The sequence below is a fragment of the Streptomyces beijiangensis genome, from assembly GCF_017315755.1.
Lineage (GTDB): Bacteria > Actinomycetota > Actinomycetes > Streptomycetales > Streptomycetaceae > Streptomyces > Streptomyces beijiangensis.
Window position 1 is genome coordinate 1 of sequence record NZ_JAFLRJ010000025.1, and the last position, 26,255, is coordinate 26,255.

The following is a 26,255-nucleotide window of genomic DNA, read 5'->3' on the forward strand; positions in this document are numbered from 1 at the left end:
GGTGGAGGAGCGGCTCGGCGAGTGGGAGTTCCCGCTGGGGCGGGTGCTGCACAAGGCGCTGGACGCTTATCTGGCGCGGCGGTAGTCGGGGCCGGGGTCCCGCGCCACTACAACTGGGGGCGGCCCGACCGCCAGACCTGGGAGACCAGGGGGACGCCCGGGCGGTAGGCGAGGTGGACGTGCGAGGGCGCGTCGAGGAGCGTGAGGTCGGCCCTGGCCCCTTCGCGTACGACACCGATGTCGCTGCGGCGCAGGGCCGCGGCGCCGCCTGCGGTGGCGGACCAGATCGCCTCGTCGGGGGTCATCCCCATGTCCCGTACCGCGAGGGCGATGCAGAAGGGCATGGACGAGGTGAAGGACGAACCCGGGTTGCAGTCCGTGGAGAGCGCGACCGTCGCTCCGGCGTCGATGAGGCGGCGGGCGTCGGGCCACTCCGCGCGGGTGGAGAACTCGGCGCCGGGGAGGAGCGTGGCGACGGTGTCTCCCTGGGCGAGGGCTTCCACATCGGCGTCCGTGAGGTGGGTGCAGTGGTCGGCGGACGCGGCGTCGAGCTCGACCGCCAGCTGGACCCCGGGGCCGTAGGAGAGCTGGTTGGCGTGGATGCGCGGGAGGAGGCCCTTGGCCCTGCCCGCGGTGAGGATGGCGCGGGCCTGGTCGCCGTCGAAGGCGCCCTTCTCGCAGAAGACGTCGATCCAGCGGGCGTGGGGGGCGCAGGCGTCGAGCATCTCGCCGGTGACGAGGGCGACGTACGCCGCCGGATCGTCGGCAAAGTCGGGCGAGACGATGTGGGCGCCGAGGTAGGTGACTTCGTCGGTGTGGGTGGCGGCGATGCGCAGGGCGCGGGCCTCGTCCTCGACCGTGAGGCCGTAGCCGGACTTGGTCTCCAGGGTGGTGGTGCCCTGCCGGAGGGCTTCGTGGAGATACTTCGCGACGTTGGCGCTGAGCTGCTCGTCGGTGGCGGCGCGGGTGGCGGCGACGGTGGTGCGGATGCCGCCGGCCGAGTAGCTCTGGCCGGACATCCGGGCGTTGAACTCGGCGGTGCGGTCGCCTGCGAAGACCAGGTGGGAGTGGGAGTCGACGAAGCCCGGGATCACTGCTCTGCCGCCTGCGTCGAAGGCGTTGTCAGTGGCGGGTGCTTTGCTTGATTCACCGACCCAGACGATGCGGTCGCCGTCGATGACGACGGCCGCGTCCTGGATCAGACCGATGTTCGACGGGGACGAACCGTCCCCGAGGGAGGGGTCGTTGGTGACCAGGCTGGCGATGTTGGTGATGGCGGTCGCGGTCGTCATGACGGGGTTGATCTCCTTCGGCCGTCTCAGGCGTGCAGGGCGGCGATGGACTCGGCCAGGGCGCGGGGGACGTCCGGGACCAGGGCGTGCACTCCGTCGCGTACGACGTGACGGCCGCCCACGACCGTATGGCGCACGTCCGCCGCGGAGGCGGCGAATACGGCGGTCTCCGCACCGAGTCGGGGTACGGGTCCCGCTGTTCTGACGGAGTCCAGCGCAATCGTCGTGAAGTCGGCGAGCGCCCCGGGCTCGATGGTGCCCGCGTCGTCCCAGCCGAGGGCCGCATGGCCGTCGGCGGTCGCGGCCCGCAGGAGGGCCGCCGCTGTCCAGTGGCCGCGGGTGCGCGAGCGCAGGCGCTCGTTGAGCTCCATCGCGCGCGCCTCTTCGAGGATGTCGATCACCGCGTGGCTGTCGCTGCCGAGCGACAACGGGCTTCCCGCGCGCTGGAGTTGGAGTGCGGGACCGATCCCGTCGGCCAGGTCGCGCTCGGTGGTGGGGCACATGCAGGTGCCGGTGGACGTGGTCCCGAGGAGCGAGATGTCCTCGGCGGTGAGGTGCGTGTTGTGGACGCCGGTCGTGCGCGGGCCGAGCACCCCGTGGTCGGCGAGGAGCCGGGTGGGGGTGCGGCCGTGGGCGGCGAGGCAGGCCTCGTTCTCGGCGGTCTGTTCGGAAAGGTGCACATGGAGCGGGGCCCGCCGCTCCCCGGCCCACTGTGCGACGACGCCCAACTGGTCCGCGGGCACGGCCCGTACGGAGTGAATGGCGGCACCGATCCGTGCGTGATCACGGTCCTTGAGAACTGAACAGCGTGCGGCCCAGGCCTCCGCGGTCCCGTCGGAGAACCGCTTCTGGTGGCGGTTCGGGGCCTGTCCGCTGTGCTCATTCACGATGGCGGAGGAGAGATACGCGGTGTCGAGGAGGGTGATCCGGATGCCCGCCTCGGCGGCCGCCGCGATCAGCGCCTCGCCCATGGCGTTCGGGTCGTCGTAGGGCGTGCCGCCCGGCGCGTGGTGGAGATAGTGGAACTCGCCCACGGCGGTGATCCCGGCGAGCGCCATCTCCGCGTACACGGCGCGCGCGAGAGTGAAGTAGGAGTCCGGGGTGAGGCGGGAGGCCACCCCGTACATCACCTCGCGCCAGGTCCAGAAGGTCCCCGAGCCGACCTGGACGGTGGAGCGCAGGGCGCGGTGGAAGGCATGGCTGTGGGTATTGGCGAGCCCGGGAAGGGTCAGCCCGCGCAGGACGGTCGCGCCCGGGGGCGGGGTGGCGGTCTCCTTGCGGAGCGCGGTGATCCGGCCGTCGTCGGACACGTCCAGGGCGACGCCCGGCTCGACATGAGTGCCGAGCCAGGCGTGTTCCAGCCAGTACGTCACCTGCACGCCAGTCCCTCCAGTACATCGGCGAGTGCGCCCACCCCGGCGACGCAGTCGTCCTCGCCGGCGGTCTCCGCCGGGGAGTGCGAGACGCCCGTGGGGTTGCGTACGAACAGCATGGCGGTCGGGACGGACGAGGACAGGATTCCGGCGTCGTGTCCCGCCCCCGTACCGAGTACGGGCACGTCCGCCCCGTCCTTGCCGAGGATCTTGGCGAGCTCGTCCCGCAGGGCGTGCTCGAACTCGACCACGGGTGTGAAGGACTCCCGGGTGACGCGCACATCGACGCCGTCGCGCTCGCCGCGCTCCTTGGCCGCCTGCTCGATCCCGGCGATGACGGTGTCGAGGGTGGCCTGGTCGGCGGCGCGGGAGTCGAGCCAGCCGCGTACCAGCGAGGGGATCGCGTTGACGCCGTTGGGCTCGACGGAGATCTTCCCGAAGGTGGCGACCGCCCCGGCGAGCTCGGCCTCGCGGCGGGCGGCGAGCACGGTGCCCGCGTACGTCAGCATCGGGTCGCGGCGGTCCACGAGCCGGGTCGTACCGGCGTGGTTGGCCTCCCCGTGGAAGTCGTACCGCCAGCGCCCGTGCGGCCAGATCGCGGAGGCGATGCCGACGGCGTCCCCGCTCAGGTCGAGCGCCCTTCCCTGCTCGACGTGGAGCTCGACGAACGCCCCGATGCGGGCGAGGCGCTCCGGGTCGGCCCCGATGGTCCCGGGGTCGTAGCCGGCCTTCTCCATGGCCTGCGGGAGCGAGATGCCGTCGCCGTCCCGCAGCTGGTGGGCCTTGTCCACGGTCAGCTGCCCTGCGGCCAGCCGTGAGCCCACACAGGCGAGCCCGAAGCGGGCGCCCTCCTCGTCACCGAAGTTGCTGATGGCCAGCGGTCGACTGAACTCCACTCCCCTGCGGCGGAGTTCATCGAGCGCGGCGAAGGAGGACACGACACCCAGCGGCCCGTCGAAGGCGCCGCCGTCGGGCACGGAGTCCAGGTGCGAACCGGTGACCACGGCGTCCCCTGCGAGGGGGTCGCCGAGCCAGGCCCACTGGTTGCCGTTGCGGTCGGTCTCGTACGTCAGACCGCGAGAGAGGGCCTGCGCCTTGAACCACTCCCGGCAGTCGGCGTCGGCGGCGGTCCAGGCATACCGCCGGTACCCGCCGCTCCCCGCGTTCCGCCCGATTGGAGCGAGCTCCCGCCACATCTCCTGGAAGGAAGGCTGCTCAGGCGTCACGCCTCGTCACCTTCGCGCATCGGAATGCGCACGCCGCGCTCGTCGGCGACCCGCTCGGCGATGTCGTACCCGGCGTCGACGTGCCGGATGACGCCCATGCCGGGGTCGTTCGTCAGCACACGCTGGATCTTCTCGCCCGCGAGCTTCGTACCGTCGGCCACCGACACCTGGCCGGCGTGGATGGAGCGGCCCATGCCGACACCGCCGCCCTGGTGGATGGAGACCCAGGAGGCACCCGAAGCGACGTTGACCATGGCGTTGAGCAGCGGCCAGTCGGCGATCGCGTCGGAGCCGTCGAGCATGGCCTCGGTCTCGCGGTACGGGGAGGCCACCGAACCGCAGTCCAGGTGGTCGCGCCCGATGACCAGCGGCGCGGCGAGTGTGCCGTCGGCCACCATGTCGTTGAAGAGCGCACCCGCCTTGTCGCGCTCGCCCTGGCCGAGCCAGCAGATGCGCGCGGGCAGACCCTGGAACTGGACGCGCTCGCCGGCCATCTTGATCCAGCGGTGCAGCGACTCGTTCTCCGGGAAGAGCTTCAGGAGCTCCCGGTCCGTCTTGTGGATGTCCGAGGCCTCGCCGGAGAGGGCGGCCCAGCGGAACGGGCCCTTGCCCTCGCAGAAGAGGGGACGGATGTAGGCGGGCACGAAGCCGGGGAAGTCGAACGCCCGGTCGTAACCGGCGAGTCGGGCCTCGCCACGGATCGAGTTGCCGTAGTCGAAGACCTCGGCGCCGGCGTCCATGAAGCCGACCATGGCCTCGACGTGCTTGGCCATGGAGTCGCGGGCGCGCAGCGTGAAGTCGGCGGGCTTCTCGGTGGCGTACGACGCCATGTCGTCGAAGTCGATACCGATGGGCAGGTAGGCGAGCGGGTCGTGGGCCGAGGTCTGGTCGGTCACGATGTCGATCGGGGCGCCCTCGGCGAGCATCCGCGGAAGGAGCTCGGCCGCGTTGCCCAGCAGGCCGATCGAGAGCGGGCGGCGGGCGTCGCGGGCCTCGACGGCGAGCTGCAGCGCGTGCTCCACGCTGTCGGCCTTCACGTCCAGGTAGCGGTGCTCGATACGGCGCTCGATGGCGCGCGGGTCGACGTCGATACAGATCGCGACGCCGTCGTTCATCGTCACGGCGAGCGGCTGCGCGCCGCCCATGCCGCCGAGGCCGGCGGTCAGCGTGATGGTCCCCGCGAGCGTTCCGTTGACCCCTTTACCCATTGAATGCAGCTTCGCCGCGACCGCGCCGAACGTCTCGTAGGTGCCCTGGAGGATGCCCTGGGTGCCGATGTAGATCCACGAACCGGCCGTCATCTGGCCGTACATGGTGAGTCCGAGGGCCTCGAGCCTCCGGAACTCCTCCCAGTTCTGCCAGTCACCGACCAGGTTGGAGTTGGCGATGAGGACGCGCGGCGCCCACTCGTGCGTCTGCATCACGCCGACGGGGCGGCCGGACTGGACGAGCATCGTCTCGTCCTGCTTCAGCGTCCTGAGCGTGCGCACCATCGCGTCGAAGGAGCGCCAGTCGCGGGCGGCCTTGCCGGTGCCGCCGTAGACGACGAGCTTGTCGGGGTGCTCGGCGACCTCGGGGTCGAGGTTGTTCTGCAGCATGCGGAGGGCGGCTTCCTGCTGCCATCCCAGGGCGCTCAGCTCCGTACCGCGCGGTGACCGTACCGGCCGGGGTCCTGACATGGGTCTGCCTCCTCGTGAATGTTGCATGGACTATTCACATCCTGACTAGCTGAATAGAACTAGTCAATACGTCTGGGCTCCCCACTGTGTCCGAGCAGATGGTTGTCTGGACCACATGGCTTCGGACACGGGCGCCGCAACACGGCGTGAGCAGGCAATACGGGCAGCGGTTGAAGCGGGACTCGCGGGTCCCGAGGTCCCCATCATCGGCCTGCTGGACATCACCGGCATCCGCAGCGGAGCCGCCGCACTGCGCACCGCGTTCGAGGACGTGACCCCGCCGGGCACCCCCGTCCTGCACGCCTTCGCCGTCAAGGCCTCCCCGCTGGTCGCCGTCCTGCGTCTGCTGCGGGACGAGGGGATCGGCGCGGAGGTCGCCAGCCCCGGCGAGCTGGCCCTGGCCCGCGCCGCAGGCGTACGCCCGGAACACACGGTCCTCGACTCTCCCGCCAAGACCCCGGCCGAACTGCGCGAGGCCCTGGCCCTGGGGATCGCGGTGAACGCCGACAACCCGCAGGAGCTCGCCCGTATCGACGCCCTGGTCGCCTCGGCCCCCACCGCGTCGCCCCTGGGGCTGCGGGTGAACCCGCAGATCGGCGGCGGATCCATCGGCGCGCTCTCGACCGCCACCGCGACGTCCAAGTTCGGCATCGCGCTCCGCGACGAGGGCGCCAGGCAATGGGTCGTCCGCGCGTATCTGGACCGCCCCTGGCTGAACCGCCTGCACACCCACTCGGGCTCCCAGGGCGTCCCGCTCGCGCTGATGGCCGAGGGTGTCAGGGCGGCGTACGAGCTGGCCGAGGAGGTCAACGCGGCAGCGGGACGGCAGCAGATCAACACCGTCGACATCGGCGGCGGCCTCCCGGTCAACTTCTCCTCCGACGAGGAGACCCCGACCTACGCCGACTACGCCCGCCTCCTCAAGGCCACCGTCCCCGGGCTCCTCGACGGCCGCTACGGACTCGTCACCGAGTTCGGCCGCTCGCTGCTCGCCAAGCACGGCACAATTCTGGCCAGGGTCGAGTACACGAAAACGTCAGGCGGCCGGCCGATCGCGGTCACCCACGCCGGCGTCCAGGTGGCGACCCGCACGGTGTACGCACCCGCTTCCTGGCCCCTGCGCATTGCCGCATATGACTCCAAGGGCCGCCCCAAGACGGGCCCCGAGACCTTCCAGGACGTGGCGGGGCCCGCCTGCTTCGCAGGCGATCTGCTGGCCGAAAACAGGGAGCTCCCCCTGCTCGAACAGGGCGACTACGCGGCGGTTCTCGACACCGGGGCGTACTACTTCGCCCATCACTACGCGTACAACAGCCTGGCCAGGCCTGGCGTCTTCGGGTTCACCGCGGACAGCGAGGGCACCGCCTTCGCCACGGTGCGCACTCCGCAGACGCTCAAGGAGATCGTGGCCGAATCCGGTGGGGACCACCGGGACGCCCTCCTCTGATCGGCCCCTGAATACTCCCCTCCGCATCGACGGCGCGGACTCTACCCAAGAGCCGCATGTTCCGGTGGAAAATGCCAGAACTCCACCCGCCGACTTGAACGCTGCGTAACTTGACGGTCACAGCACACCTCTGGGGAGGGGGTTCACCGTGGCCGGAATTGACGAGTGTCTGTTCGAAGCGATGCAGATACCGGGGGCTCTTGGGGCCTCGGTGGTGGACTGGACCAGCGGGCTGTCCCTGGGCAGCGTCGGCAGTGCGCCGCACCAGGACCCCGAGGCCACCGCGGCCGAAACCGCGGAGCTGGCCCGGATGGCCGCCGAGCACCCCGCGTTCGTCCCCGATGGACCCGACGAGGGCGCCACGGGCGCCACGTCCTCCACGGGCAAGGAACTGCCCGTGGAGGACGTCATCGTCACCACGCGCACCGCCTATCACGTGCTGCGTTTCGTCGAGACGACCTTCGACTGCAGCGTCTTCTTCCATCTCTGGATGGACCGCGATCAGGGCAATCTCGCCCTCGCCCGGCACCGGCTGCGGGACCTGGCGGAACGGCTGGTCCTGGGATGAACGTCACCTCGCCCATGCTTCTGCGACTGGCCGCCGAGCGAGCCACCGGCGCCCTGCTCCGCGACCGGGGCACCCTGTACCTCGCCGACGGCCAGGTGGTCCACGCGGAGAGCCCGTCCTCCCCGGGCCTGGAGGTCCTGCTCACCGCGTCCGGCAGGCTGCGGCCCGAGGGATGGCGGGAGGCCGTGGACCGGGCGGGCGCCAAGGGCCTGGTCGGCCGGTTCCTCATCGACAGCGGGCAGCTGGCGGGCGGCGAGCTGGAGCTGTGCCATCTGAGCGCCCTGCACGACGCCGCGTTCTTCGTGCTGGGACCCAGCAGCGGTCCCACCCGCTTCCGTTACGGGGTCGTCCACTGGATGGGTCCGGTGCACGCCGTTCCCACCGACCGGGTGGAGCGCGAGGCCGCGCGCCGCCGGGAACTGCTCGACCGGCTCTGGCCGTACGACTCGGTGGACAGTGCCCCGGTGGTACGGGCGGACCGCGGCCCCGCCTCGCCGGTCACCCCGCGCCAGCGGTCCGTCATGGCGCTGGCGGACGGGACGAAGACCCCGCAGGACATCGCCCGTGCGCTGGGCCGCCCCGCCTTCCACACCCTCGTCGACATCCGCAGGCTGGCCGCCGCCGGGGCCGTCGAGACACCCCGTGCGCCCGCCCCTGTGCCATCGGTGCCCGCCTGGGTCGCGGACGTGGGAGCGGACCAGGACGTCGCTCTGCTCATCCGGCTGCGCGACGCATTGGAGGCCGCTCTGTGATCCGTGCCCTGCGACAGCGCGCCGAGAGGAGACAGCTCATGACCGCAGAGGCCGAAGTCCTCGACGAACTCACCCGGCTGAGGGCGCGCGTGCCCCTGCTCAGCGGCGCACTGGCCGCCAGCGCCGACGGTCTGGTGCTGGCCCAGGACTCGACGGCCGCGGAGGCGGAGACCATCGCCGCCCTCACCGCGGCCGCCCTGGGGGTGGCCCAACGACTCACCGACACCACCGGCCAGGGCGACTTCCGTGAACTCCTCGTACGGGGCGAGCACGGCTATGTCGCCACCTACGCGGCGGGATCGTCCGCCGTACTGACCCTCCTTGCCCAACCGCGGGTCAACGTCGGCCGTCTGCACCTCGAAGCCCGGCGGGCGAGTGCTCGTATCGGCGTGCTGGTCGACAACGCCCTCGAACGGCTGGAGAGCTCGTGACCGACACACCCTCGTCCCGGCCCAGCAGGGCCCGGACCCCCACGGGCAACACCCGAAAGAAAGGCAGTGCGAACGCCATGGCAAACACCGAAACCGCGCTCAAGGAAGCGATGACCTCCATCGAGGGCACGATCGGCGTGGCCCTCGTCGACTACACCAGCGGAATGGCCCTCGGCACCCTCGGCGGCGGCAAGGACCTCGACCTGTCCGTGGCCGCCGCGGGCAACACCGATGTGGTGCGCGCGAAGGTGCGGACCATGGAACTGCTCGGCCTCAAGGACGAGATCGAGGACATCCTGATCACGCTCGGCGGTCAGTACCACCTGCTGCGTCTGCTCAAGAGCCGCGGCTCCAACGGCCTCTTCCTCTACATCGCGCTGGACAAGAGCCGGGCGAATCTCGCGATGGCCCGCCACCAGCTGAAGAAGATCGAGAAGGAGCTGGAGGTCTGACCGGGCGGCCCTGCGGCGGGCGGTCCCCTGCCCGCCGCAGCGGTACGCGGTACCAGTCATACGCAGTACCGAGTCATACGCAGTAGCCAGTCATACGCGGCGCCGGCGGTACGGCGCCCGACAGCTACGACCCCGACCCCGGCCCCCGCACCGCATCCCCATCGACTCCCGCGTCCCCCGGCTCCACGGCGACCAGTTCGCGCAGCCGCGCCAGCAGCGCCGCCGCCTCGGAGGGCTCCTCGCTGCCGCCGCGCACCGAGTCCGTCAGGTCCTGCAGCTGTACGTCGACATCCCGGTCGTAGACCTGCTCCTCCTCGACCGAGCCGCCCGGCAGCCGGAAACCGACCGTCCGCTCGATGACCGTGCCGATGGCAGCCGTCATCCCGAAGGAGAAGAGCCCCAGGACCACGACCGCCGTGAGCTGGCGTCCGAGGAGGGACCAGGAACCCCCGTAGAAGAGCCCGTCCTGCCCGCTGACCAGACCCGTGCTGGCGAGCCCCAGCATCACCATGCCGAACAGGCCGCCCCAGCCATGGATGCCGACGACGTCCAGGGTGTCGTCCACGCCGAAGCGGAACTTCCAGCTGATCGCGAAGGCACAGGTCAGACCGGCGAGGAAGCCGATCACCGTGGCCCACACCGCGGTGACGTCGGCCGCTGCCGGGGTGAGGGCGACCATGCCGGTGACCGCGCCCATGCACATGTCCAGCAGGCTGACCTTGCGGTTGCGGAACCACGACGTCACCGCCCAGCCGACCATCGCCGCACCGGCCGCGAACTGCGTGTTGACGAAGGCCATCGCGGCCGCGCCCGGCACGGTCAGCGACGACCCGGTGTTGAAGCCGAACCAGCCGAACCACAACAGGGACAGCCCGATGACGACCAGCGGCAGGTTGTGCGGACGGATGGTCTGCCGCTCGAAGTCCTTGCGCTTGCCCGCCACCATCGCGAGGGCGAGACCCGCCGCGCCGGAGGAGAGCTCGACGACCGTGCCGCCGGACAGGTCGACCGCGCCGACCTGCTTGGCCACCCAGCCGTCCGGATCGAAGACCCAGTGCGCCATGGGGACGTACACCAGCAGCGTCCACACACAGACGAAGATCATCCAGCCGGTCATCTTCGCCCGCCCCGCGACCGACCCGCTGATCAGCGCCACGGTGACGATCGCGAACGACATGTGGAACATCGAGAACATCACGGTCGGTACGGTCCCGGTCCTGCTGTCGAGCGGGACCCCCATCATGAACGCGTGGCCCAGGTCGCCGATCAGCCCGAGTCCGCCGGCGTCGTCGCCGAAGGCGAGGCTGTAGCCGACGGCGAACCAGATCACCGTGACGAAGGCGATGCACGCGAAGCACATCTTGAGCATCGCGATGACCTGACCGGTCTTCACCATGCCGCCGTAGAAGAAGGCGAGTCCCGGGGCCATCAGCATCACCATGGCCGACGCCATCATCAGCCAGGCGGTGTTCCCGCTGTCGAACACCCCGGCTGCGTCCATCGCTCCGTGCATCGCTCCGTACATCACTTCTCTCGCTCCCGCTGCTCAAGGATTTTCACGACCTGGCCCAGGAGCGCCGCGTCGTCGGAGCCGCCCGGGGCGGTCAGTGACGGTTCCTTCACGCCGCCGAGCCGCTCACGGATCCGGTCGATGGTCTCGTTGTCGTAGGCCAGCTCTTCTTCCTCGCCGGGGACGTCCTCGTAGCTCTCCTCGGTACGGAAGCCGACCGTGCTGTCGACGAGCTTGGCGATCAGCCAGGTGACGGTGAAGGAGAAGGTCCCGCAGGCCAGTACGGCCACCGCCTGACGCCACAGGAGGTCGACGCCGCCGCCGTAGAAGAGCCCCTTCTTTCCGCTGATCTGCGCGGTGGCGAAGAGCCCGATGGAGAGGGTGCCGACGATGCCGCCCCAGCCGTGCACGCCGACGACGTCCAGGGTGTCGTCGACGCCGATCTTGTACTTGAGGTTGATCGCGAAGCAGCACACGACGCCCGCGGAGAACCCGATGGCCAGTGCGCCCACCGGCGCGACCTCACCGCACGAGGGGGTGATGGCCACCATTCCTGCGACCGCCGCGGAGGCGACACCGAGCATCTCCACATGACCCAGGCGCCACTTCTCGATGAGCGGCCAGCCGACCATGGCGCCCGCGGCGGCCAGCTGGGTGTTGAGGAAGGCGGCCGGTGCCGCGCCCACGTCCTGCAGTGCGGACCCGGCGTTGAACCCGAACCAGCCGAACCACAGCAGGGCCAGGCCGATGACGACCAGCGGCAGGTTGTGCGGCTGGATCGGCCGGCGCTCGAAGTCCTGGCGCTTGCGCAGCGCGATCGCCACCGCGAGGCCCGCAGCGCCGGAGTTGAGCTCGACGGGCAACCCGCCGGCGAAGTCCAGTGCCCCCAGTTTGGCGACCACCCAGCCGTCGGTGGCGAACACCCAGTGGGCCAGCGGCACGTACACCACCAGCGCCCAGAGGGAGCCGAAGACGAGCCAGCCGCGCATGGTGGCGCGGCCCGCGATGGAGCCGCTGATCAGGGCGACGGTGATGATCGCGAACGCCATCTGGAAGCAGGAGAAGACGATCGTGGGGATCGACCCGTGCATCGTGGTGGGACCGATGCCGTTCAGGAAAGCCTGGTCGAGATTGCCGATCAGCCCGGCGCCGCCGACGTCCCCGCTGAAGGCGAGGGAGTATCCGACGGTCAGCCACAGCACGGTGACGACGGCCAGGCAGGCGAAGCTCATCTTGAGCATCACCAGGACGTGCTGGGTCTTGACCATGCCGCCGTAGAAAAACGCCAGGCCGGGGGTCATCAGGAGCACCATCGCGGTGCTCGCCATCAGCCAGGCGGTGTCACCCGAATTGAAGGCGCTGGGCATCAGGGCTTCTTTCTCTCGGCTTTCTCCCGACCGGAGGCCGGAGGGATCAGGTCTTCCGCATGGCCGGTGCGGGGACCTTGATGAGCAGTTGCCGTACGGCGTCCCAGGCCCTGCGCATCGCCTCGTTGACGACCGGCGAGCGCTGCCCGAGGATCCGCACCCAGGCGCCGCAGTCCTGCGGCAGCACGCTCACCCCGTACAGCACCCCGGCGTCGGCGAGCGCCTCGTGCAGGGTGTCGGCCACTTCGGCGGCCGGGGCGAGCGGGGTGACGGCGTAGAAGGTCGCCATGATGTCGTGGCCGCCGAGCATCGCTGGACCGCTCACGCCGGAGGCCGAAGGTTCCAGACGTACGGTGTCCAGGACCGTCAACTCCCCGTCGGGGCGCCGCACTTCGAAGTCCGAGGCGAAGATCTGGTACGCGTTCCGCTCGCCGCGTGCCAGGCGCCCGGCCATCACCGCCTCGCCGGCGAGCACGGTCGCCGTCGGGTCGGCGGTGATGACGGTGCGCTGGTAGAAGCGGGAGTCGATGTACGGGATGGTGACCTCGGGCAGGTACTCGACGTAACTGCGCGGCCCCGCGGTCAGGTTGACCAGCTGCGTCGCGTAGTCGTGCTCCATGCGGTAGACCTTCGTCGCCGCCTGCGTCGTCAGATGGACCGACGTGTCCGCCCCGCAGCTGAAGTCCATCCGCAGCCGGTCGGCCTGGATGATCCCGCCGCCCGTCGCCATCAGATACGTGACCGGCATGTCGGGGCGCGCCGGGTCGAAGTACAGCGGGCGCATGATCTGCAGTGGCGACTTCTGGTAGTGCGCCACCAGTTCGGTACGCCCACCGATCCGCTCGAAGCCCAGCTCCAGGATGCCGACCTTGCCCGGCCTGCCGACGCCCAGGGTGTCCGGGTGCCCGGCATGGCGGAGCACCTCCCGGGGGACCCGGGAGGGCTCGTAGTGCTCGGGCCGCAGCCGCCGTTCGGGGGCCGCCACTGCGCTCACGCGGGGACCTTGCGGAAGCTGTCGAGGAAGTCCGCGATCGTCTCCAGGCCCACGCCCGTCAGGCAGTTGGTGAGGACGACGGGGCGTCCCTCGCGCACCCGGTCGGCGTCTGCGGACATGATGTTCAGGTCGGCGCGTACGTACTGGGCGATGTCGATCTTGTTGATGACGAGCATGTCCGACTCGGTGATGCCGGGCCCGCGCTTGCGGGGCATCTTCTCGCCCTCCGCGGTGTCCAGTACGAACAGGAACATGTCCACCAGCGCCGGGCTGAAGGTCAGCGTGAGGTTGTCGCCGCCGGACTCGTAGATCAGCGTGTCCACGTCCGGGAAGCGCTCCAGCATCTCCGCGCCCGCGGCCAGGTTCATCGTCGGGTCGTCGCGTACCGCGGTGTGCGGGCAGGCGCCCGTCTCGACACCGACCACCCGCTCCGGGTCGAGTACGCCCTTGAGCGTGCGGCGTACGTGCTCGGCGTCCTCCTGGGTGTAGATGTCGTTGGTGATGACAGCGGGCCGGTGGCCGCGCTCGACGAGCATCGGCACCAGTGCCTCGATGAGCGCCGTCTTGCCGGAGCCCACCGGGCCGCCGATGCCTACGCGCAGTACGTTGTCCGTCATTTTCTCCGTAGCGCCTTTCCTCAGAGGTGTGTACGTGGTGTCAGCTGGCGAACAGCCGTGCGTCGGCGCGCTCGTGGCGCCCCGACATCACGTCCGCCGCCGGTACGCAGCCGCCCAGGTCGGCCAGTTCGCGCACCACCGCGTCCCTGGTGACCTCCGCGATGACCACTGCCGCACCCCGCAGTACGACCTGTGCTTTACGGAAATCGGTGAGCCGCAGCCGCATGGCCGCGCCGGTGAAGCTCGCCGCGAAGGCGAAGAGATCACTGGCGACGGCCTGCTCCACCGGGACGCCCGCGGCCGCGTAGGCGACCCCGGCCGCGACCGGCTGCGAGCAGGGGGTCCGCTTGGCGGCGACCAGTTCGGCGAAGCGCTCCAGCTCCGCACCGCCCACCGACTCCCGTGCGATGTCGAGCATCTGTCGTCCCGTACGGACCGAGGCCAGCCGCAGTTCGCGGTTGAGCTTGGTCGCGTGCAGCCTGCGGTCGGCCTCCATGACCAGCTCCCAGTCGCCCGCCCCGGCCGCCCGGCGGGCCACCGCGAGTGCGGTGGCGTCCGCCGGGCCGACGGAGTGGCGCAGCAGGTCGGCCAGCAGATCCGGCAGGGTCTCCGCATCGATGGCCTTCGCCTGGGCGAATCCCTCCAGGCCGTGCGAGAGGGTGTAGAAGCCGCTGGGGAACGCGGAGTCGGTCAGCTGCAGGCTGACCAGCAGAGCGTCCAGGCCGTCGCCCGCCGGCACCGTACCCATGCTGCTCACGCCAGGTAGAACAGGTGGTTCAGCGGCAGCGTCCGGGCCGGCTCGATGGTGGCCGGCACGCCGTCCAGGGTGACCTTGTACGTCTCCGGGTCCACCTCGATCACCGGCAGCGCGTCGTTGCGCACCATGTGCTGCTTGCCGACCGAACGGCAGTGCCTGACCGGCAGCACCCTGGAGTCGAGCCCCAGCTCCTTCGGCACCCCGAGGTCGATGGCCGCCTGGGACATGAAAGAGACCCGGGTGGCCTGCTTGGCCTTGCCGTACGCACCGAACATCGGCCGGTAGTAGACCGGCTGAGGGGTCGGCAGCGAGGCGTTCGGGTCGCCCATCAGCGCCCAGTTGATCATTCCGCCCTTGATGATCATCTTGGGCTTGGCGGCGAAGGACCCGATCGGCCAGAGCACGATGTCGGCCAGCTTCCCGGTCTCCAGGGAACCGACGTGTTCGGCGATGCCCGCCGCGACGGCCGGGTTGATGGTGATCTTCGCCAGATAGCGCAGCGCACGGAAGTTGTCGTTGCGCTCGGTGTCGCCGTCGAGCTTGCCGCGCTGGTCCTTGCAGTGGTGCGCGGTCTGGAAGGCGCGGGTCCAGGACTCCCCGACGCGGCCCATGGCCTGCGAGTCGGAGGAGAAGATCGAGATGACGCCCTCGTCGTGGAGCACGGTCTCGGCGGCGATCGTCTCGGAGCGCACCCGCGAGTCGGCGAAGGAGACGTCCTCGGGGATGTCGTGCGAGAGGTGGTGGCAGACCATCACCATGTCCAGCAGTTCGTCGACCGAGTTGACCGTGTACGGCAGCGTCGGGTTGGTCGACGACGGCAGTACGTTCGGCTCGCCCGCGACCCGCATGATGTCGGGGGCGTGACCGCCGCCCGCACCCTCGGAGTGGAAGGTGTGGATGGTGCGGCCGTCGATGGCCGAGCGGGTGTCCTCGAAGAAGCCGGACTCGTTCAGGGTGTCCGTGTGCACGGCGACCTGCACGTCGTACTCGTCGGCCACGTCCAGTGCGCAGGACAGCGCGGCCGGGGTGGTGCCCCAGTCCTCGTGGACCTTCAGCCCGCACACCCCGGCCTCGACCTGCTCGCGCAGCGCGCCCGGCAGGGAGCTGTTGCCCTTGCCCAGCAGGCCGACGTTGACCGGCAGGCCCTCGACCGCCTGGTACATCGCGCCGATGTTCCACGGACCCGGCGTGCACGTCGTGCCGTTGGTGCCGTCCGAGGGGCCCGTACCGCCGCCGACCATCGTGGTGATGCCGTTGGACAGACCGTGCTCGGCCTGCTGCGGGGAGATGAAGTGGATGTGGCTGTCGATGCCGCCCGCCGTGGCGATCAGGTGCTCGCCCGAGATCACCTCGGTACCGGGCCCGATGACCAGCCTCGGGTCGACACCGCTCTGGGTGTGCGGGTTGCCCGACTTGCCGATCCCCGCGATGAAACCGTTCTTGATGCCGATGTCACCCTTCACGACCCCGAGGACCGGGTCCATGATCACGGCGTTGGTGATCACCAGGTCGAGGCCGCCGTTGCGGGCCGTCGCCTGCGGGTCCTGGGCCATCCCGTCGCGGATGCTCTTGCCGCCGCCGTAGACGGCTTCGTCGCCGTAGTGGCCCTCGTTGTAGTCCTTCTCGACCTCGACGACCAGGTTGGTGTCGGCGAGATGGAACCGGTCACCGACCGTGGGGCCGAAGAGATCGGTGTACTGCTTGCGGGGCAGGGTCGCCATCAGTGGTCGCCTTCCTTGCTTCCGACGCCTTCGGCGCTTTCGACGTGGGCTCCCTCGAAGCCGAGCTCGGCGGCGCGGCGGAAGGACTTGACGCGGGTGTCGGTGGAGTTGACCCCGCCGTCGGTGAGACCGCTGAACCCGATGAGCCGCTGGTGACCGCCGTACACCGTCAGCTCGACCTCCCGGCTGTCACCGGGCTCGAACCGGACCGCGGTACCGGCCGGCAGGTCCAGGTGCATTCCGAATGCCTGGTTGCGGTCGAACTTCAGAGCGCGGTTGGCCTCGAAGAAGTGGTAGTGGGAGCCGACCTGGACCGCGCGGTCGCCGGTGTTCTCCACCGTCAGCTTGGTCTTCCTGCGGCCGGCGTTGATCTCCACCGGATCGTCGCCGTAGAGGTACGAGACGCCACCTGCCATGACTGTGCTTCCTCTCAGTTCAGTGGTGCGAGTGCTGGGGATCGGGATGGGGATGCGCGTGGCCGTGCTCACCCGGACCGTGCGAGTGGGCGTAGCCATGACCGTGCTCGGCGTCGAGTCCGGCGGCGATGCCGTCGTCCCCGTGCCCGAGCCTGTGCAGAGCCGTCTCGGTCCGTACGTCGATGACGCCCCCGACCGCCGAGGGAGCCAGCAGCGGCCCGCAGTCGACCGCGTCCGCCACCGGCTGCGCCGCAGCGGGGCCGAACCCGGCCGATACGAGGGCGACTTGGCCCGCGCCGAGCCGTCTGCAGCGCTCGACCCCCTGGGCGATGTCCGGGTCCCCGCCATCGAAGGCGACCTCGACCCAGGTGTGATGGCCGTACTGGCGGACCAGTCGCGCCACCCGGAACAGGTCGGCGTCGTCGAAGGGTCCTGCCGCGGGGGCGCAGACCAGCACCGCGGTGCCTTCCTTGCCCGCGGCGGCCACGGCGCGGCCCGCGGCCGCCCGCAGCCAGCCGATGAGGTGGTCCTTGGCGCCGAACGGCTCGGCGAGCGCGATCCGCCCCGAACCAGCCCCGCGCGCAAGCCACTTGAGGGTCCGCGCGGTGTCCGCGATCAGCTTGGGGTCCCGGCCCAGGGTCATCGGTACGACGCAGACGGGCGCCGCGCCGCTGTCCAGCGCCGCCTCGACCGCCTCGTGCAGCGCACGGCCCGCCGGGACCGCCCGCGGCCCCAGCGCACGCCCCTCCCCGCTCTCGTGTCCGCCGGCCAGGATCACCGTGGCCGTGGCCGCCGGGGAACGGCCCAGTACCTGGGCGGTCATGGTCAGGCCCCGACCGGGTCGTGGCAGGAGACCAGCTTCGTACCGTCGACGAAGGCCGCCTCGACCTGGAGCAGCGGAAGCATCTCGCGTACGCCGTCCATCACCTCCGCGCCACCGACGACCTGCTTGCCGAGCTCCATGCACTCCGCGACGCTCTTTCCGTCGCGCGCGCCTTCCAGAATCGCCTCGCTGATCAGCGCGCAGGCCTCGCTGTAGTTGAGCTTGACGCCGCGGCTGCGCCGCTTGGCGGCCAGATCGGCCACGATGTAGATGTACAGCTTGTCGATTTCTCGGGGAGAGAGGTTCACGGGGCTTCCTCTTTCTTTACTGGAAGGAATGTCGATCCGGGGCCGCTCTTGTCCCGCAGGTGGAAGCGCGGCTTTCCGTAAGGGGAATCAAGGGCCGTTCAGGTCCGGCTGAGCCGGGTGAAGGACGGCACAGCGGCCACGAAGACAAGAGCTGTCAGCACGAATGGCCAGGTGAAGGTGTGACCACCGAAAGGCGCGAAGAACGTCCCCATGGCGGCGGTGAGTCCGGTCGCGGCGGCGGCGCCGATCACCGCGTAGGCGAAACTCCAGCTGCCGAGTTTGATGAATACCCCGCACAGGGCCATGGCGACGAGTACCGCGTTGTATCCCATCAGCCCCTGGGCCACGCCCGATGCCGGTGAGCCGAGCGCCCAGGCGACGAAGATCCCGATGACGCTGCCGACGCAGGCCATGGCGGCGGCTGTTCGGCTGGCGACGAGGATGCCGACGAGGAACAGCAGGCCGACGTACCACTGCGGCATGAAGAAGATCTGGCCGATGTTGCCGAAGAAGGCGTGCCAGAGGTCGTCCCAGCTCAGCCGGGTGGCGCCGGTGGCGGCCGTGGGCAGTGCGGCCAGGTCGGTGCCGCCGTGCCAGACCCGCTGGAAGCTCGGCGCCGCGACGGTCATGACGCTCGCCATGATGCAGAACGGCATGGTGAAGGTGGGGATGTTCCAGGTGCCGAGGATGTTCGCCAGCGCCGAGGTGACCATGACCACGGTGACCGAACCGCCGATGGCCAGGATCACGGTGGACGCGTGGTCGGGGCCGAGGAAGACGGCGTAACCGGTCGCCACGAGGCAGCCGTTGAACCCTCGGAGGCCCGCCTCGACAATGGTGCGGTCGACACCCAGGACATACGCGGTGGCCGTGGCGACCGAGGCGCCGAGAAGTCCGTACAGACCGTATTGCCAGCCCGATGCGAAAAGTGCGGCGACAAAGAAAAGCCCGCAGAGCGCACTCGGCATGAAATCCACCTGGGCGACGCCCTTGAGGACTTCCACGAGGAACTTCAGGGGTTGCTTGCTGACGGCGTCGGCAAATCCATCGACTGCCTTGGTCACTGACTTCTCCGAGCTCCACCGACAACAGTGGGCTCAAGCTAGCTCAGGCCGCAGCCAATAGCCGACCGGGACAGATCGAATCGCAGAGAAGTCCCGCCGGAAACAGGAAAGTTGACGCCAGGCGGGTGAATAAGCTCATGTTCTGCGGATGAGAGCAGTGCGCGCAAGGCTGTTTCCGAGGCCCTTTATTCCATGAAGAGGCCGCGCACACTCGCCCGTGCGTCGAATTCCTCGAGCCGCGCCTGCGCGTCCGGCAGGTCGTCGCACATCGCTTCGAGGAGCACCCGCCCCAGGAGCATCGGCGCGCACGCCGTGTCGAAGGCCAGGCCGGTGCCGACGGCCGCCGGGATCAGTACGTCACTGTGGTGGGCCACCGGCGCGAAGGCCGAGTCCGCGACCGTGACCACGGTCAGGCCCACCGACCGGGCATAGGCGAGCGCCTCCACGACCTCGGTGGGGTGGCGCGGCAGCGCGAAGCAGAGCAGCGCCGAAGCGCCCGCCCGTACCGCGGCGTCGATCCGGTCGGCGAGCATCGTGCCGCCCTCGTCGAGCAGCCGGACGTCGGGGTGCACCTTGGCCGCGAAGTACGCGAAGCCGCGGGCCTGCGAGGAGGCGGCGCGCAGCCCGAGCACGGGCAGCGCGGGGGACGCGGCGAGCAGGCGTCCCGCCCGCTCGACCGTGGAGGGGTCGGCGAGGAGTTCGGAGAGGTGGCGCAGGTTCTCGATCTCCGCCTGTACGGCCTGCTGGTACTCGTTGTACGTGTCCGCGGCGCCGCCCGCGCCCGTCGGGGCGACCTCGCGCAGATGCTTGCGCAGCGCCGGGTAGCCGTCGAAGCCCAGCGCGACGGCGAATCGGGTCACCGACGGCTGGCTGACGCCGGCCAGTTCCGCCAGCTCCACCGAGGAGAGGAAGGGTGCGTCGGCGGCGCGACGCACCATGCAGTGCGCGATGCGCCGTTGCGTCGGCGTCAGCCGGTGCCCCTCGAAGAGCTGCTGCAGCCGTGCGGCAGGGCTGTCACTCATCCCGATCTCCATGTATCTCTACGACCTGGCCCCTCAGAGTTCGTTGAACTGGTCCAGCAGCGCTGCCGCGGCCTCGACGTCGCCGGTCAGCGGCCGGTCCGCGGCATCGTCGTCGAGCACCGACGAGGCGAGATCGAAAGCCCTCCCCACCGGCAGCTCCGGATCGATCCGCAGATCGCGCTGGCGCAGGGCCCGTACGACGGCGACCAGTTCGCAACCGACGACGTACCGGTAGGCACGGACCGCCCGCAGTGACTGGCGCGCCGCCAGCGAGGCGAAACTGGCCTGCTCCTCGACTCCACGCGACAGCACAGCATGCCCCAGGGAGGCGGGTGCGGAGAAGGCCCGTAGATCACCGAGGGCCGCCCCGGCCGCGTACTCAAGGATCATGACACCCGACGAGGCGGCCTCGCTGTCCGCCAGGAAGGGCCTGAGGCGGGTGAAGGCGGGCTCGTTGAGTGCGGAGAGGCGGGAGGTGGAGAGCCGGGCGACCTGGGTGACGGCGAGCCTGAAGTGGTCCAGAGCTAGGGCGAGTTGGGCCATGTAGAAGCCGCCGTGATGGTACGCCGCCGGGCTTTGATTCAGCGCAGTATCGGCGCGGATCAGCGGGTTCTCGGCGGCCGCGTTGATCTCGACGGCGATGGTCCGCTCCAGCAGATCGGCGGCGTCCTGCGCGGGCCCGTGGATCTGGGGGACGCAGCGCAGTCCGTACGGATCCTGGATGCGGCCCAGCGGCGGGGTGGGCCGCTCGGGGGCGCCCAGGAGGTAGCGGCTGCGGGCGGCGACGGCGTAGGAGCCGGGGTGCCTGCGGGCGGCGTGCACCGGCTCCGCGTACGCCTCGAAGGAGCCGTCCATGGCGAGCAGCGAGAGGGCGGCCACCACCTGGGTGGCGCCCACGAGCCGTCGCAGCTCGTCCAGGGCGAGGGCGGACTGGCCGAGGGTCAGGGCGTTGCTGCTGATGAGGGCGAGGGCGTCGTTGTTGTCCAGCGGCTGCGCCTCGGGGGCCTCGCCCGCACCCTCCCACGGATGCTCGCCCGCCAGGGCGAGGCCGACCTGGGCGAGGGCGGCGATGTCCCCGGTGCCGACCGAGCCGAATTCGTTGACGACGGGGTACGCTCCCGCCTCCAGTGCCTCGCAGAGTGCGGTGACGACGGTCGGGCGAAGTCCGGCCCCGCCGGCCAGGAGCTGGTTGGCGCGGACCGCGAGCATGGCCCGTACCTCGCGCTCGGGCAGCGGATCCCCGATCGCGCCGGCGTGCGAGCGGAGCAGCCGCAGGCCGTGGTCGGCGGCCGCGTCGGAGGGTACAGACTCATTCCGGTTGGCGCCCACACCGGTGGACCGCCCGTAGACGCGGCCGGACGCGGCGAGCTCGCGGGCGGCGTCCCACGACAATTCGACACGCTTCATCGCCTCGGTTCCGGGTACGGGCCTGGCCGTACCGCGCGCGAGGCGGACCACATCGGAAACAGGGAGAGACTCACCGTCCAGGACGACGATGCCGGTCGGAGAGTCCACCATGCGGGACGACATCATGCGCGAACGCCTCCATTCAGGACAGAACGTCTTGCTCCACGGACACATGTAACCAGCGATTTACCGCGGACCATTGACAACTTATTCAGATACCAAGAACTCTGCATGACTATATGCAGCCGGGCAAGGGATGACCGATGATCAAATTCGATGAAGTCCACAAGCGTTTCCCGAACGGCACCACGGCGGTACACGACCTCTCCCTGGAGATGCCGGAGGGACAGATCACAGTCCTCGTCGGTTCCTCCGGTTGCGGCAAGACGACCACGCTCAGAATGATCAACCGGATGGTCGACCCGACCTCAGGAACGATCCGCCTCGCGGGCAAGGACATCCTGGAGTCGGACGCCGCCGATCTGAGGCGCGGCATCGGATACGTCATCCAGCAGTCCGGCCTCTTCCCCCACCGCACGGTCCTCGACAACGTCGCCACGGTCCCGCTGCTCCTCGGCTGGGGCCGCAAGAAGGCCCGTAGCCGCGCCGCCGAACTCCTGGAGACCGTCGGCCTCGCCGCCGACGCGGGCAAGCGCTACCCGCACCAGCTCTCCGGCGGCCAGCAGCAGCGCGTCGGCGTGGCCCGCGCCCTCGCGGCCGACCCACCGGTGCTGCTCATGGACGAACCCTTCGGCGCGGTGGACCCCGTGGTCCGCACCCAGCTCCAGGACGAGCTGCTCCGCCTGCAGAAGGACCTGGCCAAGACGATCGTCTTCGTCACGCACGACATCGACGAGGCGGTACGCCTCGGAGACCGAATAGCCGTCTTCCGCACCGGCGGCCACCTGGTCCAGTGCGCGGAACCCGCCGAACTCCTGGCCCGCCCCGCCGACGACTTCGTCGCGGACTTCCTGGGCGCGGAACGCGGCCTGAAGCTCCTCTCCCTCTCCACGCTGGCCGGCCTCCCCCAGGGCCCCGCCCCCGAGGGCGGCCGCTGGGAGCTGGCCCTCGACAGCGCCCGCAAGCCCCTGGGCTGGCGCGACGGCGACGCGGCCGCCGACTCCCCGCTGCTCCCGGTCCGCGCGCTGCGCGACGGCGACTCGCTCCTCTCCGCCGTGAACGAGTCGATCGCGTCCCCCGCCGGACTCGTCGCCCGCGTCGACGCCGACGGCGTGCTGACCGGGGTCACCGCGCGCGCCGAGATCCACGACCACGCGGGCGAGGCCCACATCAGCGCGGGTGCGGCAGCCTGATGACCATCGAGTGGGGCTGGTTCCCCGACCACATCGACGAGATGACCCGGCTCACCGCCGACCATCTCTCCACCGCGCTCTCCGCGGTCTTCTTCGGACTCCTGATCGCGCTCCCCCTCGCGGTGATCGCCCACCGCTTCCGCCCGCTGCGCGGCTTCGTGCTCGGACTCTCCAACATCCTCTACACGATCCCCTCCATCGCGCTGTTCGTGCTGTTGCTCCCCGTCACCGGGCTGACGCGCACCACCGCGGTCGTCGGCATCACCGCGTACACCCTGGTCGTCCTGGTCCGTAACACCGTCGAAGGCCTGGACACCGTCCCCGCCAAGGCGCGCGAGGCCTCCACCGCCATGGGCGCCAAGCCCCTGCGCACCCTCTTCACCGTCGAGCTCCCCCTCGCGCTGCCCGTGATCATGGCGGGCGTACGGGTCGCCACCGTCATGTCCATCTCCCTGGTCAGCGTGGCCAGTGCCATCGGCCAGGGCGGCCTCGGCCAGCTCTTCATCGACGGCTTCCAGCGCGACTTCCCGACCCTCGTGATCGCGGGTGTCGCCCTGACCCTGCTGCTCGCCCTGGTCGCCGACGCGGTTCTGGTCACCGTCCAGTGGCTGGCCACGCCCTGGACCCACAAGCGAGGTGCCTGACCCGCCATGCTCGAACTCCTCAAGAACCTCGCCTCCTGGCTGACCAGCGGCCCCCAGTGGTCCGGCAACGCGGGCATCGCGCACCGTCTCGTCGAGCACCTCGAGTACTCCCTGCTCGCCACTCTCGTCGCCGCCGCGATCGCGCTCCCGATCGGGATGCTGATCGGCCACACGGGCCGCGGCGCGTTCGTCGCCGTCAACCTCGCCTCCTTCGGCCGCGCGCTGCCCACCGTCGGCCTGGTCACCCTGGTCTTCCTCGCGGGCGGGCTCTCCAAGTGGCCGGTGTACATCTCCCTGGTGGCGCTCGCCGTACCCGTGATCATCACCAACACGTACGCGGGCATGGCCGCCGTCGACCCGGACATCAAGGACGCCGCCAAGGGCGTGGGCCTGCGCGGACACCAGGTCCTGTGGCAGGTCGAACTCCCCCTGGCCCTCCCCCTGATCATGACCGGCATCCGTCTGGCGACCGTGCAGGTCATCGCCACCGCCACGATCGCCGCGTACGTCAGCTTCGGCGGCCTGGGCCGCTACGTCTACGACGGCCTGGCCCAGCGCGACCTGGTGCAGGTCCTGGGCGGGGCCGCACTTGTCGCCGTACTCGCCGTCGCCGCCGACCTGGCCCTGGGCGGGGTGCAGCGGCTGCTGCTCCGCGGCCGGCCCGCCAGCGCCCGCTGATTCCAGGAGACGTGAACATGAAGAAGAAGCTCCCCATGACGAAGAAGCTCCCCATGAACCGACGTACCGCCCTCACCGCCCTGTTCGCCGGCGCCTCCGCGCCCCTGCTCGCCGCCTGCTCATCGGGCATCACCTCGCTGGACGGCGACGGCTCCGGCGGCGACACGGGATCCAGCTCCGGCGGCCTGACCATCGGCACCGCCAACTTCACCGAGAACCAGATACTCGGCTACCTCTACGCGGGGGTCCTGAAGGCCGCGGGCATCAAGACCACCGTCAAGCCGAACCTCGGCTCCCGCGAGATCATCGTCCCCGCGCTGAAGGGCGGTGACATCGACCTGCTCCCCGAGTACCAGGGCAGCCTGCTCCTCTACCTGGACAAAAACGCCAAGGACACCGAGGCGGGCGCGATGCAGAACGCCCTGGCCGCCGTGCTCCCCGCCTCCCTGGAGGTCCTCCCGTACGCGATCGCCGAGGACCGCGACAGCTTCGCCGTCACCCGGGAGACCGCCGAGAAGTACGGCCTCAAGACCCTCGCCGACCTCACCAAGGCCAACGGCAAGCTGGTCTTCGGGGCCGCCGCCGAGATGCAGAAGCGGGTCGTCGGGGTCGTCGGCCTCAAGGACGTGTACGGCGTGGAGTTCAAGGAGTTCAAGGCCCTGGACTCCTCCGGGCCGCTGGTGAAGGGCGCCCTGAAGAAGGGTGACGTGGATGTCGCGAACGTCTTCACCACGGACGTGGACGTCGCCGCCAACAAGTGGGTCGTCCTGGAGGACCCCAAGAGCCTCGTCCCCGCCCAGCACATCGTGCCGCTGATCGCCGCGCGCAAGGCCGACGGCAAGGTGCGCAAGGCGCTGGCGCGGCTCGGCAACGTACTGACGACGTCCGAACTGACCGAGCTCAACCGCCTGGTCGACCAGGACAAGAAGGACCCGGACCGGGTGGCCGACGCATGGCTGAAGAAGAACGGCCTGGTCAGCGCTTAGGAGCAGCCTCGGGCCGGGGCCCTGCCGCCCCGGCCCGGCTCGCCGATCCGCGCTCGATCAGCTCCGGCGCACAGAGGATCCGCTTGCGCCGTACGCGCCTGCCCTCGATCGCCGCGACCGCCAGCCTGGCCGCCTCCTTGGCGATCTCCGCGAGCCCCCAGTCCAGCGTGGTCAGAGCGGGGGTGAGCACCCGCGAGACCGGATGGGCGTCGAAGCCGACGACCGACAGATCGCGCCCGACGGTCACCCCGGCCTCGGCAGCCGCCGCGTACACCCCGTAGGCGATCGAGTCCGAGAAGCAGAAGACCGCGGTCGCGGGGGATCGCAGCACTCCGCGCGCGACCTCGGTCGCCACCCCCAACTCCAGCCCGCACGGCTCGACTTCCACCGCGAGACCGAGCCGGTCGGCGGCTTCCCGCACATACACGTCCGCGGGCCGGTCGGGCGTGGCGCGCCCCGTCGGCGTCAGTACGGTGACCTGCCGGTGCCCGAGCGCCGCCAGATATCCGAGCACCGCGTCGATCCCGGCCCGGTTGTCGAAGAGGACCTCGCCGGCCGTACGGGCATGCTCCAGGGAGTCCCCGATCGACACCACGGGAACCTGCTCGGCGATCTTCACCCAGCCCTGTGCGGAGGGGTCGACGGGCGACACCAGCATCCCGTCCACGCGCTGGTCCCGCAGTTGCTTGGCCAGCACCAGCTCGCGCTCGGGGTCGCCGCCCGCGTCCAGGATCAGCGCGTATCTGTCCCCCGCGAGGAGCTCCCGCCCTATCGCGGCCATCAACTGCTGCTGCCAGAGGTCCTGCAGGTCCCGGGCGATGACGCCGACCATGCTCGTACGCCCGCTGGCCAGGGCCCGGGCGATGGGATCGGCCTCGTAACCGAGCTCGGCGGCCGCCTTCCTGACCCGCTCCTCCGTCTCCTTGGAGACGTGCTTGCCGCGGAGCGCGTACGAGACGGCTGCGGTGGAGAGGCCGGTGGCCTCGGCCACCTCACGGAGGGTGGTGCGCTTCTTTGGCCTGGCCATGAGCCGAAGCCTACCGGCCGCTCTTGACACCTCCTCTTGTTAAGCGCTTCACTTAAGCGCATCAGTGAAGCGTTTAACCAAAGGATGTCTCCTTGTCCACCGACGTCCACCAACACCTGTGGCCGGAGGCCTTCGCCGACCTCCTGCGCGCCCGCACCACCGCACCCCGGCTGGACGGCTGGACGCTCCACCTCCCGGGTGAGCAGCCGTACGAGGTGAATCCCGACGACCACGACATCGCGGCCCGCACCAAGCTCGCCCGCGACGGGGACGGCCTGGACCTGGCCCTGGTCTCGCTCTCCAGCCCGCTCGGCATCGAGTACCTCCCGCCCGCCGAGTCGGAGCCCCTCATCGAGGCTTTCCACGACGGCGCCCTGGCCC

General features: G+C 70.2%; 26 protein-coding genes and 1 pseudogene. 10 read left to right on the forward strand and 17 right to left on the reverse strand.

The features are described 5' to 3' along the window. Window positions 1-107: 107 nt before the first annotated feature. From hutI to hutU, 4 genes are read right to left on the reverse strand one after another with little or no spacing between them, the layout of a single operon-like run. On the reverse strand, window positions 108-1,292 hold the full coding sequence (hutI, locus tag J0695_RS03175) for an imidazolonepropionase (RefSeq protein WP_206959941.1): 1,185 nt from the start codon (window positions 1,290-1,292) through the stop codon (window positions 108-110). Between the two features lie 26 nt (window positions 1,293-1,318). After that, the gene (locus J0695_RS03180) at window positions 1,319-2,671 is read right to left on the reverse strand and encodes a formimidoylglutamate deiminase (RefSeq protein WP_206959942.1); all 1,353 of its coding nucleotides are present in this window, start codon (window positions 2,669-2,671) and stop codon (window positions 1,319-1,321) included. Continuing rightward, window positions 2,662-3,861, reverse strand: coding sequence for an allantoate amidohydrolase (locus J0695_RS03185; protein ID WP_206959974.1), 1,200 nt, complete (start codon window positions 3,859-3,861; stop codon window positions 2,662-2,664). The genes J0695_RS03180 and J0695_RS03185 overlap by 10 nt, the downstream gene beginning before the upstream one ends. A gap of 26 nt (window positions 3,862-3,887) precedes the next feature. Then, complete coding sequence (gene hutU / locus J0695_RS03190; RefSeq protein WP_206959943.1) at window positions 3,888-5,570, reverse strand: urocanate hydratase; 1,683 nt, start codon at window positions 5,568-5,570, stop codon at window positions 3,888-3,890. Between the two features lie 115 nt (window positions 5,571-5,685). On the opposite strand from hutU, the gene J0695_RS03195 reads away from it, so the two are divergent. From J0695_RS03195 to J0695_RS03215, 5 genes are all read left to right on the forward strand, one after another. Further along, a complete protein-coding gene (locus J0695_RS03195; protein ID WP_206959944.1) occupies window positions 5,686-7,017 on the forward strand; it encodes a type III PLP-dependent enzyme domain-containing protein in 1,332 nt (443 codons plus the stop codon). Between the two features lie 148 nt (window positions 7,018-7,165). Further along, window positions 7,166-7,585 carry a hypothetical protein gene (locus tag J0695_RS03200; protein ID WP_206959945.1) on the forward strand — a complete coding sequence of 140 codons (420 nt, stop codon included), beginning with the start codon at window positions 7,166-7,168 and terminating at the stop codon, window positions 7,583-7,585. Window positions 7,586-7,599: 14 nt separating this feature from the next. Next, window positions 7,600-8,337: a transcriptional regulator gene (locus J0695_RS03205; protein WP_242552144.1), complete on the forward strand. Its 738-nt coding sequence runs from the start codon at window positions 7,600-7,602 to the stop codon at window positions 8,335-8,337. A 38-nt stretch (window positions 8,338-8,375) separates the two neighbouring features. Continuing rightward, on the forward strand, window positions 8,376-8,768 hold the full coding sequence (locus J0695_RS03210) for a roadblock/LC7 domain-containing protein (RefSeq protein WP_206959947.1): 393 nt from the start codon (window positions 8,376-8,378) through the stop codon (window positions 8,766-8,768). 77 nt (window positions 8,769-8,845) lie between these two features. Then, complete coding sequence (locus J0695_RS03215) at window positions 8,846-9,220, forward strand: hypothetical protein (RefSeq protein WP_206959949.1); 375 nt, start codon at window positions 8,846-8,848, stop codon at window positions 9,218-9,220. A gap of 124 nt (window positions 9,221-9,344) precedes the next feature. Here the strand turns inward: J0695_RS03215 and J0695_RS03220 are convergent, their stop codons facing one another. The 12 genes from J0695_RS03220 to J0695_RS03275 all read right to left on the reverse strand — a co-directional run bounded on the left by J0695_RS03220 (window position 9,345) and on the right by J0695_RS03275 (window position 21,349). After that, window positions 9,345-10,721 carry an ammonium transporter gene (locus tag J0695_RS03220; RefSeq protein ID WP_206959951.1) on the reverse strand — a complete coding sequence of 459 codons (1,377 nt, stop codon included), beginning with the start codon at window positions 10,719-10,721 and terminating at the stop codon, window positions 9,345-9,347. A 23-nt stretch (window positions 10,722-10,744) separates the two neighbouring features. Further along, window positions 10,745-12,097, reverse strand: coding sequence for an ammonium transporter (locus tag J0695_RS03225; protein WP_206959952.1), 1,353 nt, complete (start codon window positions 12,095-12,097; stop codon window positions 10,745-10,747). 46 nt (window positions 12,098-12,143) lie between these two features. Further along, the gene (locus J0695_RS03230) at window positions 12,144-13,082 is read right to left on the reverse strand and encodes an urease accessory protein UreD (RefSeq protein WP_206959976.1); all 939 of its coding nucleotides are present in this window, start codon (window positions 13,080-13,082) and stop codon (window positions 12,144-12,146) included. A 5-nt stretch (window positions 13,083-13,087) separates the two neighbouring features. Beyond that, a complete protein-coding gene (gene ureG, locus J0695_RS03235) occupies window positions 13,088-13,708 on the reverse strand; it encodes an urease accessory protein UreG (protein ID WP_206959953.1) in 621 nt (206 codons plus the stop codon). Between the two features lie 40 nt (window positions 13,709-13,748). Continuing rightward, on the reverse strand, window positions 13,749-14,456 hold the full coding sequence (locus J0695_RS03240; protein WP_206959978.1) for an urease accessory protein UreF: 708 nt from the start codon (window positions 14,454-14,456) through the stop codon (window positions 13,749-13,751). Window positions 14,457-14,461: 5 nt separating this feature from the next. Beyond that, a complete protein-coding gene (ureC, locus tag J0695_RS03245) occupies window positions 14,462-16,186 on the reverse strand; it encodes an urease subunit alpha (RefSeq protein ID WP_206959954.1) in 1,725 nt (574 codons plus the stop codon). Continuing rightward, the gene (locus tag J0695_RS03250) at window positions 16,186-16,602 is read right to left on the reverse strand and encodes an urease subunit beta (protein ID WP_206959959.1); all 417 of its coding nucleotides are present in this window, start codon (window positions 16,600-16,602) and stop codon (window positions 16,186-16,188) included. The genes ureC and J0695_RS03250 overlap by 1 nt, the downstream gene beginning before the upstream one ends. A gap of 19 nt (window positions 16,603-16,621) precedes the next feature. Further along, window positions 16,622-17,425, reverse strand: coding sequence for a cobalamin biosynthesis protein CbiX (locus tag J0695_RS03255; RefSeq protein ID WP_206959961.1), 804 nt, complete (start codon window positions 17,423-17,425; stop codon window positions 16,622-16,624). A 2-nt stretch (window positions 17,426-17,427) separates the two neighbouring features. Next, complete coding sequence (locus tag J0695_RS03260; RefSeq protein ID WP_206959963.1) at window positions 17,428-17,733, reverse strand: urease subunit gamma; 306 nt, start codon at window positions 17,731-17,733, stop codon at window positions 17,428-17,430. A 98-nt stretch (window positions 17,734-17,831) separates the two neighbouring features. Further along, window positions 17,832-18,797 (reverse strand): urea transporter, encoded by a 966-nt coding sequence (locus tag J0695_RS03265; RefSeq protein ID WP_307798385.1) that lies wholly within the window; start codon window positions 18,795-18,797, stop codon window positions 17,832-17,834. 185 nt (window positions 18,798-18,982) lie between these two features. After that, window positions 18,983-19,819 (reverse strand): MurR/RpiR family transcriptional regulator, encoded by an 837-nt coding sequence (locus J0695_RS03270; protein ID WP_206959964.1) that lies wholly within the window; start codon window positions 19,817-19,819, stop codon window positions 18,983-18,985. Between the two features lie 33 nt (window positions 19,820-19,852). After that, complete coding sequence (locus J0695_RS03275; protein ID WP_206959982.1) at window positions 19,853-21,349, reverse strand: aromatic amino acid ammonia-lyase; 1,497 nt, start codon at window positions 21,347-21,349, stop codon at window positions 19,853-19,855. Window positions 21,350-21,489: 140 nt separating this feature from the next. Here J0695_RS03275 and J0695_RS03280 point away from each other — a divergent pair, with 140 nt between their 5' ends. The 4 genes from J0695_RS03280 to J0695_RS03295 are packed head-to-tail and all read left to right on the forward strand — an operon-like array spanning window position 21,490 to window position 24,847. Then, window positions 21,490-22,539: an ABC transporter ATP-binding protein gene (locus J0695_RS03280; protein WP_206959966.1), complete on the forward strand. Its 1,050-nt coding sequence runs from the start codon at window positions 21,490-21,492 to the stop codon at window positions 22,537-22,539. Next, window positions 22,539-23,183, forward strand: a complete 645-nt coding sequence (locus J0695_RS03285; RefSeq protein WP_206959968.1) for an ABC transporter permease — start codon at window positions 22,539-22,541, stop codon at window positions 23,181-23,183. The genes J0695_RS03280 and J0695_RS03285 overlap by 1 nt, the downstream gene beginning before the upstream one ends. Before the next feature lie 6 nt (window positions 23,184-23,189). Further along, on the forward strand, window positions 23,190-23,861 hold the full coding sequence (locus tag J0695_RS03290) for an ABC transporter permease (protein WP_206959970.1): 672 nt from the start codon (window positions 23,190-23,192) through the stop codon (window positions 23,859-23,861). 53 nt (window positions 23,862-23,914) lie between these two features. Beyond that, a complete protein-coding gene (locus J0695_RS03295; RefSeq protein ID WP_206959984.1) occupies window positions 23,915-24,847 on the forward strand; it encodes an ABC transporter substrate-binding protein in 933 nt (310 codons plus the stop codon). Here J0695_RS03295 and J0695_RS03300 read toward each other — a convergent pair. Then, window positions 24,837-25,874, reverse strand: coding sequence for a LacI family DNA-binding transcriptional regulator (locus J0695_RS03300; protein WP_206959972.1), 1,038 nt, complete (start codon window positions 25,872-25,874; stop codon window positions 24,837-24,839). The two genes, J0695_RS03295 and J0695_RS03300, sit on opposite strands and share 11 nt — an antisense overlap. Before the next feature lie 92 nt (window positions 25,875-25,966). Here J0695_RS03300 and J0695_RS03305 point away from each other — a divergent pair. Next, window positions 25,967-26,255, forward strand: a pseudogene (locus J0695_RS03305) (amidohydrolase); the annotation flags it as partial.